The following is an 18,331-nucleotide window of genomic DNA, read 5'->3' as shown; positions in this document are numbered from 1 at the left end:
ATAGGGCGTGGACAGGCAAATCGCGCTGGGCGCCACCGGCTACAATGAGCGAAAGCAAGGGCAGGAGATAGTCTTGACGACAGTGATTGATGGCAAACAGGTCGCAGCTTCCGTAATCGAAACGGTGAAGGCGGCGACATCGGCGCTGGACAAGCAGAGCGGTGTCAAGACGGGTCTTGCGGTCGTGATCGTTGGCAATGATCCGGCCAGCCACGCCTACGTCAACTCCAAGAGCAAGATGGCGAAGGAATGCGGCTTCAAATCCGTCCAGCACACTTTGCCTGTCGAGACCACGCAGGATGAGTTGGCGGCACTCGTCGCGTCGCTGAACAACGACCCCTCGATCCACGGCATCCTTGTGCAACTGCCGCTGCCGAAGCATCTGAAATCCGAACCGATCATCCAATCGATCCTGCCTGAAAAGGATGTCGACGGTCTGCACGTCGTCAATGCCGGCAAGCTTGCAACCGGCGATCTTGTAACGGGCCTGGTATCCTGCACGCCAGCCGGCGCGATGGTCTTCGTGCGCCGCACGCACGGCGAAGATCTCTCCGGCCTGAATGCCGTCGTCATCGGCCGCTCGAACCTGTTCGGCAAGCCGATGGCGCAGTTGCTGCTGAACGCCAACGCGACGGTCACCATCGCTCACTCGCGCACCAAGGATCTGCCCGTTGTCTGCCGCAATGCGGATATTCTGGTTGCCGCCGTTGGCCGGCCGGAAATGGTCAAGAGTGATTGGGTGAAGCCCGGCGCCACGGTCATCGACGTCGGCATCAATCGCATTCCGGCTCCCGAGAAAGGTGAAGGCAAGACTCGTCTGGTCGGGGATGTCGCCTTTGAAGAGGCGGCAAGGGTCGCCGATGTCATTACGCCGGTTCCGGGTGGTGTGGGCCCGATGACCATTGCGATGCTGATGGCCAACACCGTCATTGCCGCCCATCGCACCGCCGGTCAGACACCGCCGACATTCTGATCCTGCCGTGGAGCAGGGCCTGTTGAGGCCCTGACGATCAGCTCGGTCTTCCAGAGCTCCTGCTCCGGGAAGGGCCCTTCCTGCTTGATCGTTCCGATGAGCCGTTGGGCGATGCGCACGCCTGCCGCCCGAAGCGAGGATCGTGTCGTCGTCAGCGGCACCGAGAAGTTCTCGGGCTTCAGATGTGGCAGGACGTCGTCATGCGCGATCAGCGAGATTTCCTCCCCGAGCTTCAGGCCGGCCTGGTTTACGGCGCGGATCGCGCCAAGCGCCAACACCGTACTGGAGCAGAGGATAGCCGTCGGCCGCTCCGGTATCTGCAGAAAGCGCTCCATTGCGGTCTGGCCAAGCTCGTCCGTCATTGATGTGTGGCTCATGTGATCGTCCGGAAGCGACAATCCCCGCTCGGAAAGTGCGGCAATCATTCCGTTCTTGCGACGGATCGCAAAGTCGAGATGCTCCGGCCCGTTGAGCAGGGCAAAGCGCGTATGGCCGAGCTGAAGCAGCAGGCGCGCGGCATCGTAGAAAGCGCCTTCATTGTCGATGTCGAGGTAGGGATAGTCCGGCTCGGAGCCGAAGGAGCGGCCATGCACGAGGAAGGGCATCGAAAGCGACTTCAGCATCGGTAGTCGCGGATCATGGCCGCGCATATAGGCGACGAACAGCGCATCGACATTGCCGCTGATCGCAAGCCGCCTCAGCGCGCCCACTTCGTCGTTGGGATCGGCCGGCATGATCACGAAATGAAAGTCGTGGCGCACGGCCTCCTCGCCGAGGCCCGTCAGGAATTCGCCGAAATGGACGTCCGAATAGTGGTCGGGAGCGGTTGGCATTACGAGGCCGATGGAACCGGCCTTGCCGGTCGCAAGCCGCTGGGCCGCCTTGTTCGGACGGTATCCGGTTTCCTTGACGGCCTGCAGCACGCGCTCGCGCGTCGCCTCATTGACTTCGGGGTAGCCGTTCAATGCGCGGCTTACCGTCGTCTGCGACAGTCCAAGCAATTCCGATAGCTGTTTGAGATTCACGTGTTATGCTTCCTCCGCTCGCACTGGCCGCCAGCTCCCAATGGCATCCAAAGCGCTTTCAATTATGTAGCAGCTGTACCGCTTGACTCAAGCAAAATCGCGCCATATTCCCAAGGGTGTGGCGTGGGTACTTCGGGGATAACAGGGCCGCGTCTGCTGCCCTTTTCGCGAAATAGCTTGACTCTTTTCCATCGAAAGTGAAATGAGTGCATTTGTCAAAGCGCTTTGGAACGGCATCCAAATAGTTTCAAAAGTGCGGTTGGGATTGTGATGGGAGGTTGATCACATGAGAAAGACGTTTTTGATGGGCGTTGCCGCGGCGGCGCTTCTTGCTGCGGGTGCCGCGTCGGCTGCCGATCTGAAGTTTGCCCCCGGGCAGGATTCGAAGTTCAACTGGAAGAGCTACGACGACTTCAAGGCTGCTCATGCCGACCTGAAGGGCGAGCAGATGACCATCTTCGGGCCATGGCGCGGTGAAGACGAAGCCTTCTTCCGCAGCATTCTGGCCTATTTCACCGAAGCGACCGGCGTGGACGCCAAGTACTCGTCTTCGGAAAACTATGAACAGCAGATCGTCATCGACACGCAGGCTGGCTCGCCGCCGAACATCGCGATCCTGCCGCAGCCGGGCCTTCTCGCCGACCTCGCCGGCAAGGGCTTCCTGACGCCACTCGGCGATGAGACCTCTGCTTGGGTCAAGGAAAACTATGGCGCCGGCGACAGCTGGGTTGGCTATGGCACCTACAAGGGCAAGGACGGCAAGGAAGCCTTCTACGCCTTCCCATACAAGGCCGACGTGAAGTCGCTTGTCTGGTATGTGCCGGAGAATTTCAAGGAAGCAGGCTACAAGGTCCCGACGACCATGGAAGAGCTCCATGCCCTGACGGACCAGATCGTCAAGGACGGCGGCGTGCCGTGGTGCATCGGCCTCGGCTCCGGTGGGGCGACCGGCTGGCCGGCAACGGACTGGATCGAAGACATCATGCTGCGCCAGCAGAAGCCTGATGTTTACGACAAGTGGACGACCAACGAAGTGAAGTTCACCGATCCGGCCGTCGTTGCCGCGGTCGAGGAATTCGGCTCCTTCGCCAAGAACGAGAAGTATGTCAGCGGTGGCGTTGCAGCGGTAGCTGCGACCGACTTCCGCGACAGCCCGAAGGGTCTCTTCGGCGTGCCGCCGAAGTGCTATCTGCATCACCAGGCTTCATTCATTCCGTCCTTCTTCCCAGAAGGCACGAAGCTCGGTCAGGATGCCGACTTCTTCTATATGCCGACCTATGCGGCGCATGCCGATCTCGGCAAGCCGGTTCTGGGCGCTGGTACGCTCGTAACCGTCACGAAGGACTCCAAGGCCGCCCGGGCGTTCGTTGAATTCCTGAAGACACCGATCGCACACGAAGTCTGGATGGCGCAGTCCAGCTTCCTGACGCCGTACAAGGGCGTCAACACGGCAGCCTATGCAAACGATCAGATGAAGCGGGAAGGCGAGATCCTGACGACTGCGACGACTTTCCGCTTCGATGGTTCCGACCTGATGCCGGGCAAGATCGGCGCGGGCGCATTCTGGACAGGCATGGTCGATTTCGTTGGTGGCAAGTCTGCGGAAGACACCGCCAAGGAAATTCAGGGTGCCTGGGACGCGATCAAGTAACATCGCCTGAGTTCCATGCCGTCGGTTGCGGCGGCATGGTTGAAATACATGGCCGGATACTGGGAGTGTCCGGCCACTGTCGCCTGTCGCGTCGAGCGATGGCGGCGTGACGACATCGGCGCGCATACCCGTCAGGACAGACAGGGTAGCAGGGGAGGGACGAATGCTGTCGCAGATAGTTTCCGCTTTGGGGGTCGTGGTCGTGGCGGTCTTCGCCTGCTCGGCCTATTTCTATTTTTCCAACAAGATCCTGGATTGGTCCCTGCCGGTGAAGGATGGTGACATCCATTCCGCGGCGCGCAACCTGAATCGCCGGGCGATGATCCGCCCGTGGCTGTTCATCGGGCCGGCCCTTCTCCTCCTTGTCGTCTACCTCGTTTATCCCGTGGTCGCGACGCTCATCCTGTCCTTCTATGATCGCTCCGGTGAGCAGTTTGTCGGCTTTGCGAACTATCAGTGGGCTTTCACCGACCGCGAATTCCGCCAGTCGATCTTCAACAACATCCTGTGGCTGGCGGTCGTGCCGGCGGCCTGCACCTTCTTCGGCCTCGTCATCGCCGTGATGACCGACCGCATCTGGTGGGGCAATATTGCCAAGAGCATCGTCTTCATGCCGATGGCGATCTCTTTCGTCGGCGCATCGGTTATCTGGAAGTTCATCTACGAATACCGCGGCGGCAACGATGTGCAGATCGGCCTCCTCAACGCGATCGTCCAGCTGTTCGGCGGGACGCCTCAGGTATGGATCTCGGTTCCCTTCTGGAACAACTTTTTCCTGATGATCATCCTCATCTGGATTCAGACCGGTTTTGCGATGGTAATCCTGTCCGCGGCGCTCCGCGGCATCCCTGAGGAAACCATTGAAGCCGCCGTCATCGATGGCGCAAACGGCTGGCAGATCTTCTGGCGCATCATGGTGCCGCAGGTCTGGGGTACGATCGCCGTTGTGTGGACCACGATTACCATTCTCGTGCTCAAGGTCTTCGACATCGTGCTGACCATGACCAACGGTCAATGGAATACGATGGTGCTCGCCAACCTGATGTTCAACTGGCTGTTCCGAGGCGGTGGTGACTCCGGCCGAAGTGCTGTTATCGCGCTGATCATCATGCTGGCCGTGACGCCGATCATGGTCTGGAACGTCCGTCGCGCCAATCGCGAGCTGGGAGGCCACTGAGATGACGCTTACCCGAGATTTCTTCAAGATCGGCCCCGCCCGTCTCTTTGTCCACTTTGCGGTCCTCGTGATCGTCGTTCTGTGGCTGATCCCGACGCTCGGTATCTTTGTCAGCGCGTTGCGCGACAAGGACCAGCTCGTCGTCTCCGGCTGGTGGACGGCCTTTGCGGGCTCGTCACGCACCGTTGCCGTGCGCCTTGGACAGCCCGACCAGCAGAAGCAGGAAGGCGCCATTTACGTCATTTCGGGCAATGTGCTGGAAGGACAGCAGGGGCGCTCCATCCGCGCTTTCGGCACGCGCGTCCAGCAGCCGTCCGCCTACAAGGCGGGCGAGACGGCTGATCTCGGCGACGGCGTGTCGCTCACCGTCGCAGCCGACGGCAACTATCGCTATATGAAGTATGCCGCCTTCGGACCGGATGACGGCGGCCGCCGTGTCTACATTTCCGTCGCCACGCCGCCGGAATTCACGCTGCAGAACTACAAGAACGTTCTGACCAGCGAGGGTATCGGGCAGTCCTTCATCAACTCGCTGACTGTCACCATCCCGGCGACGATCATCCCGATCCTGATCGCCGCCTTCGCGGCCTACGCGCTGAGCTGGATGGAGTTTCCGGGGCGCGCGTTGCTGATCGCGCTTGTTGTCGGCCTTATCGTCGTGCCGCTGCAGATGTCGCTCATTCCGCTTCTGCGACTTTACAACGGAATCGGCGCACTGCTCGACGCTCCGTCGAAGACCTATCCCGGCATCTGGTTCGCGCACACTGCCTTCGGCATGCCGCTCGCAATCTATCTGCTGCGCGCCTACATCGCCGGTCTCCCGAGGGAAATTATTGAATCCGCCCGCGTCGACGGCGCCAGCGATTTTGAAATCTTTACCCGTATCGTACTACCCTTGTCCTTCCCCGCGCTCGCATCCTTTGCGATCTTCCAGTTCCTGTGGGTGTGGAACGACCTGCTTGTCGCCATGGTCTTCCTCGGCACCGACAGGGACCACCTCGTGCTGACAGGCGCGCTGAACGCGCTGCTCGGGTCACGGGGTGGCAACTGGGAAATCCTGACGGCCTCGGCCTTCGTCACCATTGTCGTACCCCTGCTCGTGTTCTTCGGCTTGCAGCGCTATCTGGTGCGTGGTCTGCTCGCGGGCTCGGTCAAGGGCGGTTAGCAACCCAAGACGATCGAACAGGAAACATGAGCATGGCATCCCAATCCATTTTGACGGCCGACAAGGACTGGTGGCGCGGCGCGGTGATCTATCAGATCTATCCGCGCTCCTACCAGGACTCCAATGGCGACGGCATCGGCGATTTGAAGGGGATCACCGCCCGGCTGCCACATGTCGCCGCCCTCGGCGCCGACGCGATCTGGATCTCGCCTTTCTTCACTTCGCCAATGCGCGATTTCGGCTACGATGTCTCCGACTACGAGAACGTCGATGCCATTTTCGGCACGCTGGTGGATTTCGACACGCTGATTTCAGAGGCCCATCGCCTCGGCATTCGCGTGATGATCGACCTCGTCATCTCGCACAGCTCGGACCAGCATCCCTGGTTCGTCGAGAGCCGATCCAGCAAGACCAACGCGAAGGCCGACTGGTATGTCTGGGCTGATGCCAAGCCTGATGGCACGCCGCCGAACAACTGGCTGTCGATTTTCGGCGGTTCCGCATGGGCGTGGGATCCGACGCGCATGCAGTACTACATGCACAACTTCCTGACCTCGCAGCCGGACATGAACCTGCACAATCCCGAGGTTCAGGACCGGTTGCTTGATGTCGTCCGCTTCTGGCTGAAGCGCGGCGTCGATGGCTTCCGCCTCGATACGATCAACTTCTACTTCCACGACAGGGAGCTGCGCAACAATCCGGCGCTCGCCCCCGAGCGCCGCAACGCCTCAACCGCTCCGGCGGTCAATCCCTATAACTTCCAGGAGCACCTTTACGACAAGAACCGGCCGGAGAACCTGGAGTTCCTGAAGCGGTTCCGCGCCGTGCTCGAGGAGTTTCCGGCGATTGCTGCCGTCGGCGAGGTGGGCGACAGTCAACGCGGTCTTGAGATCGTCGGCGAATACACGTCAGGCAATGACAAGATGCATATGTGCTATGCCTTCGAGTTCCTGGCGCCCGACCCCTTGTCGCCTGAACGCGTCGAGGAGGTGATGGAAGACTTCGCGGCCGCGGCACCCGATGGCTGGGCCTGCTGGGCGTTTTCCAACCACGATGTCATGCGCCATGTCAGCCGCTGGGGCTCGCTGGTCGCCGATCACGATGCATTCGCCAAGCAGTATGCGTCGCTCCTGATGACGATGCGCGGTTCCGTCTGCCTCTACCAGGGCGAGGAACTCGGCCTGACCGAGGCCGATCTCGCCTATCAGGACCTGCAGGATCCCTACGGCATCCAGTTCTGGCCGGAATTCAAGGGCCGTGATGGTTGCCGCACGCCGATGGTTTGGGATAGCCAGGTCGCCCAGGGCGGCTTCTCGACCGTCAAGCCGTGGCTGCCGGTTCCTGTCGAACACATCCTGCGCGCCGTCAGCGTCCAGCAGGGCGACGAGAACTCGGTCCTCGAGCACTATCGCCGCTTCCTCGCCTTCCGCAAGCTGCATCCGGCCTTTGCCAAGGGCGAGATCGAGTTCATGGAACCACAGGAGGACGTGCTGATTTTCGTGCGCGAGTACGGCAACGAAAAGCTGCTTTGCGTCTTCAACATGAGCGCTACCGAAAGTGCCGTCGTTTTGCCTGCCGGTGACTGGCAGGCGTTGACGGGCCACGGCTTCGTCAGCAATAACTACGGTGAGAAGATCGATATTCCGGCATGGGGAGCGTACTTCGCTCGTCTCGCCTGACGACTTGAGGAGGAGGATTTAATGACTGGACTGACGCTCAAGGATATTCGCAAATCCTACGGTTCCGTGGACGTTCTCCACGGCATCGATCTGGAGATCAAGGAGGGCGAGTTCGTTGTGTTCGTCGGCCCTTCGGGCTGCGGAAAATCCACCCTGCTGCGCATGATTGCCGGCCTGGAGAACATTACCGGTGGCGACATGTATATCGATGGCCAGCTGGTCAACGATGTGCCGCCGTCGAAGCGCGGCATCGCCATGGTGTTCCAGTCCTATGCGCTCTATCCGCACATGACTGTCTACGACAACATGGCGTTCGGCATGAAGATCGCCGGCGAAAACAAGCAGGAGATCGATCGCCGTGTTCGTGCGGCGGCCGACAGTCTTCAACTCGGCAAATATCTCGATCGCCTGCCGAAAGCGCTCTCCGGTGGTCAGCGCCAGCGTGTTGCCATCGGCCGCGCCATTTGCCGCAATCCGAAGGTCTTCCTCTTCGACGAGCCGCTGTCGAACCTCGACGCAGCTCTCCGTGTCGCGACCCGCATCGAGATCGCCCGCCTGAGCGAGCAGATGGCCGGCACGACAATGATCTACGTCACGCACGACCAGGTCGAGGCGATGACACTTGCCGACCGCATCGTCGTTCTTTCCGCCGGCAACATCGAGCAGGTGGGCGCACCGCTGGAGCTCTACGAGCGCCCGGCCAATCTCTTCGTCGCCAAGTTCATCGGCTCTCCGGCCATGAACGTCATTCCGTCGACGATTACCGAGGCTGGCAACTCAACGACGGTGACGCTGACCGGCGGCAAGTCCGTAACGCTGGACATTCCGACGGCCGGTTCCGAGAAGGGCAAGACCGCGAGCTTCGGCGTTCGCCCCGAGGATCTACGCATCGCCGGTGCCGGCGACGACTACCTCTTCGAGGGCGAAGTCTCGATCGTCGAAGCGCTCGGCGAAGTGACGCTGCTCTACATCGAGGGTCTCGTTCCGGGCGAGCCGATCATCGTCAAGCTGCCTGGCATTTACGATATCAAGAAGGGGCAGAAGATGCACTTCTCGGCCGACCGCTCCAAGCTGCATCTTTTCGATGCGGAAGGGCGCACATATCGTAAATAAAGTTGCCTCGTTGCGAACGAGAAAAATCAGGCCCGGGGACCGCGATGTGTTGCCCGGGCTTTGTTATGTATTTGATCGAAAACGGGTTTATTCTTGCAGGTTCGCTGCGGCGTTCAGTGTGTATAGCGTGCCGGATCGAAACTAATCTCACCTTCTGTTAAACATCGCCAGCTAGTATTTCCTCATTGAATATCGAAGGGAATACGGCGGTGGCAGCATCGAATCCAATGCCTTCCGGGCAGCACTTTCTAAATAAGGAGGAATCCTTCATGTACGACCGCGAAGTGCGGTTCAAAATGGAGGATACGATGAATGCCGCACGCATCGAATATACTGAGAAGGGCGTCATGCACATGGCGTCCCGGCGTTGCGATATCATTCGCATTTCGAAGAGCACGGCCGTCCTCGCGCTCCTCACCCAGTACGCCCTTCCGAAGCAGTTCTATCTCGATATCCCGGATGCACGCATCACCAAGATCGGCTGCATGCTAACGCGGGTGAATGCCAACAACACGATCGAAGTTCGTTTTCTGCGCATGCTAAATGACAAGGAGCTCAACAAGATCTTCGTCTACAGCACACACCCGGCACACCGCGATCGCGTGCTCGACATCCGCGGCTGATTTCGCCAAGCATCAAAAGCAAAGCCCGCGAGTTTCCTCGCGGTCTTCGTTGTTTCTAGAGCGGGCTATTGCCTCAATGGAAGAGGACGCTGGCCCCGCGATCCGAAGGACCGACGGCGCGGCGGAAGGGCGAAAACAGCTCGCGGCCCATGCCGAATTCGTTCTCGGAAAGATCGGCAACCACGGACTCGCGTTCCGCCAGATCGGCAGCATCGACCAGTACCTCCAGCGTGCCGGCGATCGCGTCGAGGCGAATGATGTCGCCGTCCTTGATGCGAGCGATCGGACCACCATCGACAGCCTCCGGCGTCACGTGGATTGCAGCCGGAACCTTGCCCGAAGCGCCGGACATACGGCCGTCGGTCAGAAGTGCCACGCGGAAGCCGCGATCCTGCAGCACGCCGAGTGGCGGCGTCAGCTTGTGCAGTTCCGGCATGCCATTCGCCTTCGGTCCCTGGAAGCGAACGACGGCGATAAAGTCCTTGTTGAGCTTGCCTTCCTTGAAAGCGTCCTGCAGTTCTTGCTGGCTGTGGAAGACGATGGCCGGCGCTTCGATGACGTGGCGGTCCGGCTTGACTGCAGAGATCTTGATGACGGCCTTGCCGATATTGCCGCGAAGCATTTTCAGGCCGCCATTGGCCTGGAAGGGGGTTTCGATATTGGCAAGCACCTTCGGGTCGACGCTCTTTTCCGGTGCCGGTTCGCGCACGATCGTGCCGTCGTCACCGAGGCGGGGATCGATCGTGTAAGCCTGCAGGCCATGGCCGAAGACCGTACGAACGTCGTCATGCACCATGCCGTGCTTGAGCAGCTCCTTGATAAGGAAGCCCATGCCGCCGGCGGCGTGGAAGTGGTTCACGTCGGCAAGGCCGTTCGGATAAACGCGCGCCAGCAGCGGCACGATCTCGGATAGCTCGGCAATATCCTGCCAGGTCAGCTGGATGCCTGCTGCCCTCGCCATGGCGACGAGGTGTAGCGTGTGGTTCGTCGAGCCGCCGGTCGCGTGCAGGCCGACGACGCCGTTGACGATAGAGCGCTCATCGATCATCTCGCCGGCCGGCGTGTATTCGTTGCCCTGGGCCGTAATCGCCAACGCACGCTTGGCAGCTTCGCGTGTGAAGGCTTCGCGCAGCGGAGTGCCTGGATTGATGAAGGAGGAGCCGGGCATATGGAAGCCCATAATCTCCATCAGCATCTGGTTCGAATTCGCCGTGCCGTAGAAGGTGCAGGTGCCCGGACCGTGGTAGGACTTCGACTCTGCTTCCAGCAGTTCGGCGCGGCCGACCTTGCCTTCGGCATAAAGCTGGCGCACGCGTGACTTCTCGTCGTTCGGCAGGCCCGACGTCATCGGACCGGCCGGCACGAAGATCGCCGGCAGATGCCCGAAGGAGAGGGCGGCGATGACAAGGCCGGGCACGATCTTGTCGCAGACGCCGAGGAAAAGCGCGGCATCGAACATGTTGTGGGAGAGGCCCACGCCGGCAGCCATGGCGATCAGGTCGCGCGAGAACAAGGAAAGCTCCATTCCCGGCTGCCCCTGGGTGACGCCATCGCACATGGCAGGAACACCGCCGGCGACCTGCGCGATGCCCCCGGCTTCCGCTGCCGCCTCGCGGATGATCGCCGGATAATGCTCGAAGGGCTGGTGCGCGGAGAGCATGTCGTTGTAGGAAGTGATGATGCCGAGGTTTGGCACGCGGTCGCCTGCAAGCGCGTCCTTCTCGGCGGGGGAACAGACCGCAAAGCCGTGCGCGAGGTTGGCGCAACCGAGAACCGAGCGGCTTACACCCTTGGAGGTCGCATTGCGCAGGCGCTCCAGATAAAGTCCGCGTGTCGGCTTCGATCGTTCGACGATGCGGGAGGTGATCGCAGAAATGCGTGCATTAGCGGACATGGGAGGTATCCTGCCTTGTTTGCTCTTCAGTTTTTCGTTCGCGGCTATCTGCCCGAAGGCTTATGGAGCCCAGTAGATTTCGACGGGGCTCGCCGCCCGCCGCAAAATGGCGCGGATCGGCATCTCTGCCTCGTCGCCGGCGCTCTGCGCTTTCGTCAGGACGTCCTTCTTGCTCTCGCCTTCGATGTGAAGCACGAGCAGCCTTGCATCCTGAAGGCTGGAGAAGGTGAAGGTGAGCCGCGGCTCGCCCGCGCCCTCCGCCTCCATGGTGATGATACCACGCGGCGTGTTGGGGTCGAGCGCGACCTTCAGATTGCTGCCGCCCGGAAAGAACGAGGCGGTATGGCCGTCGCCGCCCATTCCGAGGATCGCCACATCGAAGGGATTGCCGATCGTGGCCGTCGCGCTCGTCGCAAGCCTCGCAGCCTCCTCGACCGAGCCTGCTGCCTGGTAGAGCGGCAGGAAGTTTGCAGCCTTCGCCTTGTTCCGCAGGAGGTTTTCGGCCACCAGCAGATGGTTCGAGCGCGGATTGTTCGCCGCTACGAAGCGTTCGTCGACGAGTGTGATGGCCACTTTGGTCCAGTCGAGATCGCGGGCCGAAAGCTCCTGGAAAAACAGTTTCGGCGTCGAGCCGCCAGAAACGGCAAAGGTTGCCGCTCCCCGTGCGTCGATTGCCGCGGAAAGCGACGCAGCGACTTTGTCGGCAAGGTTGCGAGCCAGTTCCGCGCCATTGGCAAAAGCATGCATCGTCGCTGCCATCGTTCTTTATCCTACAGGTTGTCGTGCCAGGTGCGGCCGTCACGCTCGATGAGCGCGATCGACTGGCTGGGGCCCCAGGTGCCGGCGGTGTATCCCTGAACCTTCTGGCCGGTCGATTCCCAACCCTTCAAGATCGGGTCGACCCACTGCCATGCGGCCTCGACTTCGTCGCGGCGCATGAACAGCGTCTGGTTTGAACGAATGACGTCCATCAGCAGCCGTTCATAGGCGTCCGGATTGCGGACCTGGAAAGCGTCGGCAAAGCTCATGTCGAGCGAGACGTTGCGGAGGCGCATGCCGCCCGGGCCCGGATCCTTGATCATCAGCGACTGCTTGACGCCTTCATCAGGCTGCAGGCGAATGATGAGCTGGTTCTGGTTGATACGGCCGGCGGACTGGTCGAAGACCGAGTGCGGGATCGACTTGAAGGTGATGACGATTTCCGACATGCGGCCGGCAAGACGCTTGCCGGTACGGATGTAGAAGGGAACGCCAGCCCAGCGCCAGTTGCCGATTTCGGCCTTGATGGCAACGAAGGTTTCGGTGTTCGAAACGCCGCCTTCGAGCTCCTCAAGGTAACCCTTGACCGGACCGCTGCTGGAAGCGCCGGCGCGATACTGGCCGCGAACGGTATTGGTCTCGACGTTCGATGCATTGATCGGCTTCAATGCGCGCAGCACCTTCAGCTTCTCGTCGCGGACGGCCTCGGAGTCCATCGAGGAGGGGACCTCCATCGCAACCAGGCAGACGAGCTGCATGATGTGGTTCTGCACCATGTCGCGCAGCGCGCCAGCGGTGTCATAATATCCGGCGCGGCCTTCGAGGCCGACCGACTCGGCAACCGTGATCTGCACGTGGTCGATATGGTTGGCGTTCCACAGCGGCTCATAGAGCGCATTGGCAAAGCGCAACGCCATCAGGTTCTGCACCGTTTCCTTGCCGAGATAGTGGTCGATGCGGAAGATCTGCTCTTCCTTGAAGACCTTGCCGATCGTGTCGTTCAGCTGCAGGGCGGAAGCAAGGTCGCGGCCGATCGGCTTTTCAACGACAATGCGCGTCGACTTGGTGATCAGCTTGTGGTCATGAATTTTCTGCGAGATGTCGCCGAAGATGCCCGGAGCAACGGCGAGGTAGAAGGCGCGCACGCGATCCTTGCCTTCGTCCAGAAGCTTCTTGAGCTGATCCCAGCCGGCATCCGAACGCGCATCCACCGGCACGTAGTACAGGCGCTGCAGGAACTTCGTAACCTCGGCCTCGTTGTATTCGCCCTTCTTGAGGTGCTCCTTCAGGGCGTCCTGGGCAAACTTGCGATATTCCTCGTTCGTCAGCGGGCTACGCGACGCGCCGATGATACGGGTCGGTTCGGAGAACTGCCCCTCGATCTGACGATGGTAAAGGGCAGGCAGCAACTTGCGTTCCGCAAGGTCGCCGCTGCCACCGAAAACGACATAATCAAAGGGTTCAACGGGGATGGTTTGGCTGCTCATGAGGATGTCTCTCAATCAGACGGGTTATTGGCTCTTTAATCTAATCGATTTAAAAAAGCCAGTGTGCGATGCAATGAATCTCTCGGAAAGAGGTTTTAGATCGAATTGCCGCGCGATGAAATCCGCAATCTGACTAAAACTTGTCGCGCAGTGCAAACCAGGAGAGCGCCAGGAAAAGCAGCGGCGCGCGCATGGCCGCACCCCCGGGAAAGGCCGGAATATCGAGCGACTTGAAAAGATCGAGATCCGCCGATTTTCCCAGAACCGCTTCGGCATAGAGCTTTCCGCAGTAATTGGCGAGCATGACACCATGACCGGAATAGCCGCCGATCGACGTCACGCCAGGCATGACCTCGCGCACAAAAGGCTGACGCGGCATGGTGATGCCGACCGAACCGCCCCAGGCATGCGTGATCTCGATGTCCCGAAGCGCCGGGTAAATCTCGGCGATCTGCCGGCGGATGTGCTGCGTTATGTCGCGCGGATTGTCGGCCGTATAGGCTTCGCGCCCGCCGAAGAGCAATCGTCCGTCCTTGGACTTGCGGAAGTAGCGCACGACAAAGCGCGAGTCGGCCACGGACTCGCCGCCCGGCAGCACCTGCGGATGCGCGTCGAGCGGCACCGTGGCGCCAATGAAGGAGCGGATAGGCATCACGTGACTTGCCGTCACCGGCTCGAGATTGCCGATATAGCCGTTGCAGGCGATCAGCGCCCTTTCGGCAGTGATCGTGCCCCTTGGCGTCTCGATCAACACCTTGCTGCTGCCATGAAGGATCGCCGAGGCCTTGGTCATCTCGAAGATCTGCGCGCCGGCATTGGCGGCAACCCGGGCAAGGCCGATCAGCAGCTTCAGCGGATGGATGTGGCCCGTCCCGATGTCGCGAACGCCGCAGTGGTAGCGCGTCGAGCCGAGCCGTTCCTGCGTTTCGGCCTTGTCCATGAAGCGCACATGCGGATAGTTGTAGCGCATCGCCGCGATCTCGGCGTTTTCGTAGTAGTCGGCCCTGTAGCTCTCCTTGTGGGCAACGTTCATCTGCCCCGGCATGTAGTCCATGTCGATCTGATGGTCGGTCGCGAAATCCATGAGATGGTGCTTGGCCGCCTCGGCGAGATCGTACAGCGCGCGCGAACGCTCGTAGCCGATCTTTTCCTCGAGCTCTTCCGGCCACCAGCGTTGCCCGGTGCCGAGCTGGCCGCCGTTGCGACCCGAGGCGCCGTCGCCGAACCTGAAGGCCTCGATGAGAACCACCGAGGCGCCGGATTTGGCGAGATTGTAGGCGGCTTGAAGGCCGGTGTAGCCGCCGCCGACGATTGCGACGTCGCATGTCTTCGAGCCGTCCATTTCCGGGTAGGTCGGCCGCTCGCCTGATGTTGCCTGATACCAGGAAATGCCGGGCGCGATGGGGCTCTGCCATCTCTCCTGCGATGTCATGATGAAGCCCTCTCTAAACATTCAGCAGAAGGAATTCGCGCTCCCAGGGGCTGATCACCTGCATGAAAGTTTCGAATTCTCCGCGCTTCACACCGGCGTAGATGCCGAGGAACTCCTTGCCGAACACTTCCTCGAAGGCTTCCTCGTCTTCCATCAACGCGACTGCTTCCAGAAGGCCGCGTGGCAGTTCGATCGAGCCCTCGTTTGCCGTATCCTCTGTTGGTGCTGTCGGCTCGATGCCCTTCATGATGCCGAGCAGGCCCGATGCGAGCGAGGCGGCGAGCGCAAGGTAAGGGTTGGCATCCGAACTCGGCAGGCGGTTTTCGACGCGCCGTGCCTGCGGATCGGATACCGGGACGCGGAACGCCGTCGTGCGGTTGTCATAACCCCAGGCATTGTTGACGGGCGCCGACATGTCAGGCGTCAGCCGTCGATAGGAGTTCACATAGGGCGCCAGCATCACCATGGAACTCGGCACGTATTTCTGCAGGCCGCCGATGAAATGGAAGAACTCACGAGAGGCGGAACCATCAGGGTTGGAGAAGATGTTCTTGCCGGTTTCCTGGTTCACGACCGACTGGTGGATGTGCATCGCCGAGCCCGGCTGTCCCTGCATCGGCTTGGCCATGAAGGTGGCATAGATGCCGTGCTTCATCGCCGCTTCGCGGATCGTGCGCTTGAACAGGAACACTTGGTCGGCAAGTTCGATCGGATTGCCGTGGCGCAGGTTGATTTCCAGCTGCGCCGGGCCTTCTTCGTGGATCAGCGTATCGATCTCGAGACCCTGCTTTTCCGAGAAATGGTAGATGTCGTCGATCAGTTCGTCGAATTCGTTGATGCCGGCGATCGAATAGCCCTGACCCCCGAGGATCGAACGGCCGGAGCGGCCCTTCGGCGGATGCAGCGGATAATCCGGGTCATCATTCTTCGCCACGAGGTAGAACTCGATCTCGGGCGCCACGATCGGCTTCCAGCCGCGATCGCCATAGAGTTTCAGCACGCGCTTCAGAACGTTTCGCGGCGTGTAGGGGACCTCTTCCCCATCCACGCTAACGATATCACAGATCACCTGCGCCGTCGGGTCGGTTTCCCAGGGGACGACCGAAAGCGTCGAAAGGTCAGGCACCAGCTTCAGGTCGCTGTCGCGCGGCTCGTAGCGGAAGCTTTCCGTCTCGTCCGGATATTCGCCGGAGATGGTGTGACGGTAGATCGCCGAAGGCAGCGCAAGCGAGGTGTTTGACGTGAACTTGGAACTCGGCATCATCTTGCCGCGCGGCACGCCGGCAAGATCCGGCGTAATGCATTCGATGTCTTCAATGCCGCGCGCCCGCAAGAACTGCGCTGCTTCCTTCCAGTTTTCCACGCCGCGCTGATGTCCGGGGTCCGGGGGTGTCTTCTTCGAGGCAGGTACGTTTCTGGCAGGCTTCAGCGTCGTCTTTTTTGGGGACATGACACACCGGTTTGCGTTGATCGTGACGGCATCATAGCTGGAGTTTGGCAATTGGCGAGGGGGAGGCACGTTGACTTTCGCCTCTTGATGGAAAAAGAAGATGCCTTTCGACAAGGGAAGTGGTTTTGCAGCGAAAAAGCGATGTGATCGTCATCGGCGCGGGCGCAGCCGGCATGATGTGCGCCATTCGCGCCGCTCAGCGCGGCCGCTCGGTCATCGTTCTCGACCATGCGAAATCGCCGGGCGAAAAGATCCGCATCTCCGGGGGCGGGCGCTGCAATTTCACCAACATTCACGCCGGCCCGAAGAGCTTCCTCTCCGCCAATCCGCATTTCTGCAAGTCGGCGCTGGCGCGCTTCACGCCTTCGGATTTTATTGCCATGGTCGATCGTCATCGGATTGCCTGGCGCGAGAAGACGCTTGGGCAGCTGTTTTGCGACGACAGCGCCAAGGACATCATCCGCATGCTCCTCGATGAGATGCAGGCTGCCGGAGCGGCGTTGCATCTGCGCACCGAGATCGCGGACGTGGAAAAGAGCGGCGAAGGCTTCCGCATCTCGACGTCGGAGGGGGCATATGAATGTCGCTCGCTGGTGATCGCGAGCGGCGGCAAGTCTATCCCGAAAATGGGTGCCACGGGCTTTGCCTATCGCATTGCTGAGCAGTTCGGCCTTCCCATGGTGGAGACGCGGCCTGGACTTGTGCCGCTGACCCTGGATCAGGCGACGCTCGAAAGCCTTTCCGACCTGTCGGGCATATCGGCGCCAGCCGAAATCCGTCACGGCAAGACAGCATTCCGCGAAGCCCTGCTGTTCACCCATCGCGGCCTCAGCGGCCCTGCGATCCTGCAAATCTCCTCCTACTGGCGCGAGGGCGAGGACATCACCGTCGACATCGAGCCCGATGTCGATCTGTTCGAACATCTGAAGGCGGCGAAAAGGGTGAATGGCCGGCAGTCCGCTCAGACGGCGCTGGCCGAGATACTCCCGAAGCGGCTGGCGCAATATCTGGCCGACCGAGAAGGCATCGTCGGTCATATGGCCGATCTTTCCGACAAGGTCCTGGCGCGTTTGGCCGAAGCGGTACAAAGCTGGAAAATCAAGCCGTCCGGCTCTGAGGGCTACAGGACTGCCGAAGTGACGCTCGGCGGCATCGATACGACGGGGCTCGACTCCCGTACCATGGCGGCGAAGAGTATTCCGGGCCTCTATTTCATCGGTGAATGTGTCGACGTGACCGGCTGGCTCGGCGGCTATAACTTCCAGTGGGCCTGGGCTTCGGGCTTCGTCGCCGGTGAATCTTTATAGGCGCGAAACTATCTGCTCGATTCAAGAGTTCTTAAGAAGGGTGCGCCATCCTGCCTCATGACGGAATGGAAAAGCACTTCCTAAATAGAGCTTTACCAACAGGTCGTTTTGTTGGATTGTTGTGTCAGAAATGAAGTGAGGTTCTGCAAAATGAACAGGAACGCACGACGCGCCCGCGCCATTGCAATCGCTCAAGCCAAGCCCGACAACAAGCTCGTTGCCGCACGCTACTTCGTCCTCTCTGCCAGTGCATTGGCCGCCGTGGCCGCTCTCCTCCTCGCACGTTGGTTCTGACACTCCCGATCTCGGATCTGTGAGCACCGGCCGCATTCGGGCCGCCGGCCATATCTGGGCCAAGTCGATTTGACCACCGCTAAAATCGATTTGATTGCGGCTATCCGTAATTTCCGCTTATCCGAAAATTAAGACATCCTCTGCAAAACTTGCTCGATGATTTTTTGGGCGCTTCCGCGTTGGCGTGAGGCGAACCGGCAATGACTGCCGACCGGGCCTCGCCGTCCGGGACTCCAATGTTCCAATAAAGCAGCTCGATGCACTCGGTCGGCGCCCCGCCAGGCGGCCGGCGGGAGGAGTGG

15 protein-coding genes are annotated in these 18,331 nt (G+C 60.5%); 9 read left to right on the top strand and 6 right to left on the bottom strand.

Translation table 11 applies throughout. The features are described 5' to 3' along the window. The first annotated feature begins 73 nt into the window (after window positions 1-73). The gene (gene folD, locus RHIBUN_RS0110400; RefSeq protein ID WP_025659516.1) at window positions 74-973 is read left to right on the top strand and encodes a bifunctional methylenetetrahydrofolate dehydrogenase/methenyltetrahydrofolate cyclohydrolase FolD; all 900 of its coding nucleotides are present in this window, start codon (window positions 74-76) and stop codon (window positions 971-973) included. On the opposite strand, the gene RHIBUN_RS0110395 is transcribed toward folD, so the two are convergent. After that, on the bottom strand, window positions 952-1,998 hold the full coding sequence (locus tag RHIBUN_RS0110395; RefSeq protein ID WP_025659515.1) for a substrate-binding domain-containing protein: 1,047 nt from the start codon (window positions 1,996-1,998) through the stop codon (window positions 952-954). The two genes, folD and RHIBUN_RS0110395, sit on opposite strands and share 22 nt — an antisense overlap. A 286-nt stretch (window positions 1,999-2,284) precedes the next feature. Here RHIBUN_RS0110395 and RHIBUN_RS0110390 point away from each other — a divergent pair, with 286 nt between their 5' ends. From RHIBUN_RS0110390 to RHIBUN_RS0110365, 6 genes are all read left to right on the top strand, one after another. Next, window positions 2,285-3,649 (top strand): ABC transporter substrate-binding protein, encoded by a 1,365-nt coding sequence (locus RHIBUN_RS0110390; RefSeq protein WP_025659514.1) that lies wholly within the window; start codon window positions 2,285-2,287, stop codon window positions 3,647-3,649. Window positions 3,650-3,812: 163 nt separating this feature from the next. Further along, window positions 3,813-4,826, top strand: a complete 1,014-nt coding sequence (locus RHIBUN_RS0110385; protein ID WP_018856820.1) for a sugar ABC transporter permease — start codon at window positions 3,813-3,815, stop codon at window positions 4,824-4,826. Between the two features lies 1 nt (window position 4,827). After that, a complete protein-coding gene (locus RHIBUN_RS0110380; RefSeq protein ID WP_018856821.1) occupies window positions 4,828-5,991 on the top strand; it encodes a carbohydrate ABC transporter permease in 1,164 nt (387 codons plus the stop codon). A gap of 26 nt (window positions 5,992-6,017) precedes the next feature. Next, window positions 6,018-7,670 (top strand): alpha-glucosidase family protein, encoded by a 1,653-nt coding sequence (locus RHIBUN_RS0110375; RefSeq protein ID WP_025659513.1) that lies wholly within the window; start codon window positions 6,018-6,020, stop codon window positions 7,668-7,670. A gap of 21 nt (window positions 7,671-7,691) precedes the next feature. Further along, window positions 7,692-8,783 carry a sn-glycerol-3-phosphate ABC transporter ATP-binding protein UgpC gene (gene ugpC, locus RHIBUN_RS0110370; protein ID WP_018856823.1) on the top strand — a complete coding sequence of 364 codons (1,092 nt, stop codon included), beginning with the start codon at window positions 7,692-7,694 and terminating at the stop codon, window positions 8,781-8,783. Window positions 8,784-9,052: 269 nt separating this feature from the next. Continuing rightward, the gene (locus RHIBUN_RS0110365) at window positions 9,053-9,406 is read left to right on the top strand and encodes a hypothetical protein (protein ID WP_018856824.1); all 354 of its coding nucleotides are present in this window, start codon (window positions 9,053-9,055) and stop codon (window positions 9,404-9,406) included. Between the two features lie 73 nt (window positions 9,407-9,479). On the opposite strand, the gene edd is transcribed toward RHIBUN_RS0110365, so the two are convergent. From edd to RHIBUN_RS0110340, 5 genes are all read right to left on the bottom strand, one after another. Next, entirely contained in the window at window positions 9,480-11,300 is a 1,821-nt protein-coding gene (edd, locus tag RHIBUN_RS0110360; protein ID WP_018856825.1) for a phosphogluconate dehydratase, read from the bottom strand. 60 nt (window positions 11,301-11,360) lie between these two features. Then, window positions 11,361-12,059 carry a 6-phosphogluconolactonase gene (gene pgl / locus RHIBUN_RS0110355; protein WP_025659511.1) on the bottom strand — a complete coding sequence of 233 codons (699 nt, stop codon included), beginning with the start codon at window positions 12,057-12,059 and terminating at the stop codon, window positions 11,361-11,363. An 11-nt stretch (window positions 12,060-12,070) separates the two neighbouring features. After that, complete coding sequence (gene zwf, locus RHIBUN_RS0110350) at window positions 12,071-13,546, bottom strand: glucose-6-phosphate dehydrogenase (protein WP_025659510.1); 1,476 nt, start codon at window positions 13,544-13,546, stop codon at window positions 12,071-12,073. Window positions 13,547-13,679: 133 nt separating this feature from the next. Further along, entirely contained in the window at window positions 13,680-14,978 is a 1,299-nt protein-coding gene (locus RHIBUN_RS0110345) for an FAD-binding oxidoreductase (RefSeq protein ID WP_025659509.1), read from the bottom strand. A 13-nt stretch (window positions 14,979-14,991) separates the two neighbouring features. Then, window positions 14,992-16,428 (bottom strand): glutamine synthetase family protein, encoded by a 1,437-nt coding sequence (locus RHIBUN_RS0110340; protein ID WP_025659508.1) that lies wholly within the window; start codon window positions 16,426-16,428, stop codon window positions 14,992-14,994. 125 nt (window positions 16,429-16,553) lie between these two features. On the opposite strand from RHIBUN_RS0110340, the gene RHIBUN_RS0110335 reads away from it, so the two are divergent. Further along, the gene (locus RHIBUN_RS0110335; RefSeq protein ID WP_025659507.1) at window positions 16,554-17,735 is read left to right on the top strand and encodes an NAD(P)/FAD-dependent oxidoreductase; all 1,182 of its coding nucleotides are present in this window, start codon (window positions 16,554-16,556) and stop codon (window positions 17,733-17,735) included. A 150-nt stretch (window positions 17,736-17,885) separates the two neighbouring features. After that, entirely contained in the window at window positions 17,886-18,029 is a 144-nt protein-coding gene (locus RHIBUN_RS36795; protein WP_018856831.1) for a hypothetical protein, read from the top strand. Window positions 18,030-18,331: the final 302 nt, after the last annotated feature.

It is taken from the genome of Rhizobium sp. IBUN (assembly GCF_000510625.1).
In the GTDB taxonomy this organism is placed as follows: domain Bacteria; phylum Pseudomonadota; class Alphaproteobacteria; order Rhizobiales; family Rhizobiaceae; genus Rhizobium; species Rhizobium altiplani.
This window is presented reverse-complemented; position numbering and strand designations above follow the sequence as displayed.

Excerpts from the sequence above, each read along its gene's own strand:
- zwf (WP_025659510.1), bottom strand. The coding sequence starts at position 13,546 with ATGAGCAGCCAAACCATCCCCGTTGAACCCTTTGATTATGTCGTTTTC.
- pgl (WP_025659511.1), bottom strand. The coding sequence starts at position 12,059 with ATGGCAGCGACGATGCATGCTTTTGCCAATGGCGCGGAACTGGCTCGC.
- RHIBUN_RS0110385 (WP_018856820.1), top strand. The coding sequence starts at position 3,813 with ATGCTGTCGCAGATAGTTTCCGCTTTGGGGGTCGTGGTCGTGGCGGTC.
- RHIBUN_RS0110340 (WP_025659508.1), bottom strand. The coding sequence starts at position 16,428 with ATGTCCCCAAAAAAGACGACGCTGAAGCCTGCCAGAAACGTACCTGCC.
- RHIBUN_RS0110390 (WP_025659514.1), top strand. The coding sequence starts at position 2,285 with ATGAGAAAGACGTTTTTGATGGGCGTTGCCGCGGCGGCGCTTCTTGCT.
- ugpC (WP_018856823.1), top strand. The coding sequence starts at position 7,692 with ATGACTGGACTGACGCTCAAGGATATTCGCAAATCCTACGGTTCCGTG.
- RHIBUN_RS0110345 (WP_025659509.1), bottom strand. The coding sequence starts at position 14,978 with ATGACATCGCAGGAGAGATGGCAGAGCCCCATCGCGCCCGGCATTTCC.
- RHIBUN_RS0110365 (WP_018856824.1), top strand. The coding sequence starts at position 9,053 with ATGTACGACCGCGAAGTGCGGTTCAAAATGGAGGATACGATGAATGCC.
- RHIBUN_RS0110375 (WP_025659513.1), top strand. The coding sequence starts at position 6,018 with ATGAGCATGGCATCCCAATCCATTTTGACGGCCGACAAGGACTGGTGG.
- RHIBUN_RS0110380 (WP_018856821.1), top strand. The coding sequence starts at position 4,828 with ATGACGCTTACCCGAGATTTCTTCAAGATCGGCCCCGCCCGTCTCTTT.
- RHIBUN_RS36795 (WP_018856831.1), top strand. The coding sequence starts at position 17,886 with ATGAACAGGAACGCACGACGCGCCCGCGCCATTGCAATCGCTCAAGCC.
- edd (WP_018856825.1), bottom strand. The coding sequence starts at position 11,300 with ATGTCCGCTAATGCACGCATTTCTGCGATCACCTCCCGCATCGTCGAA.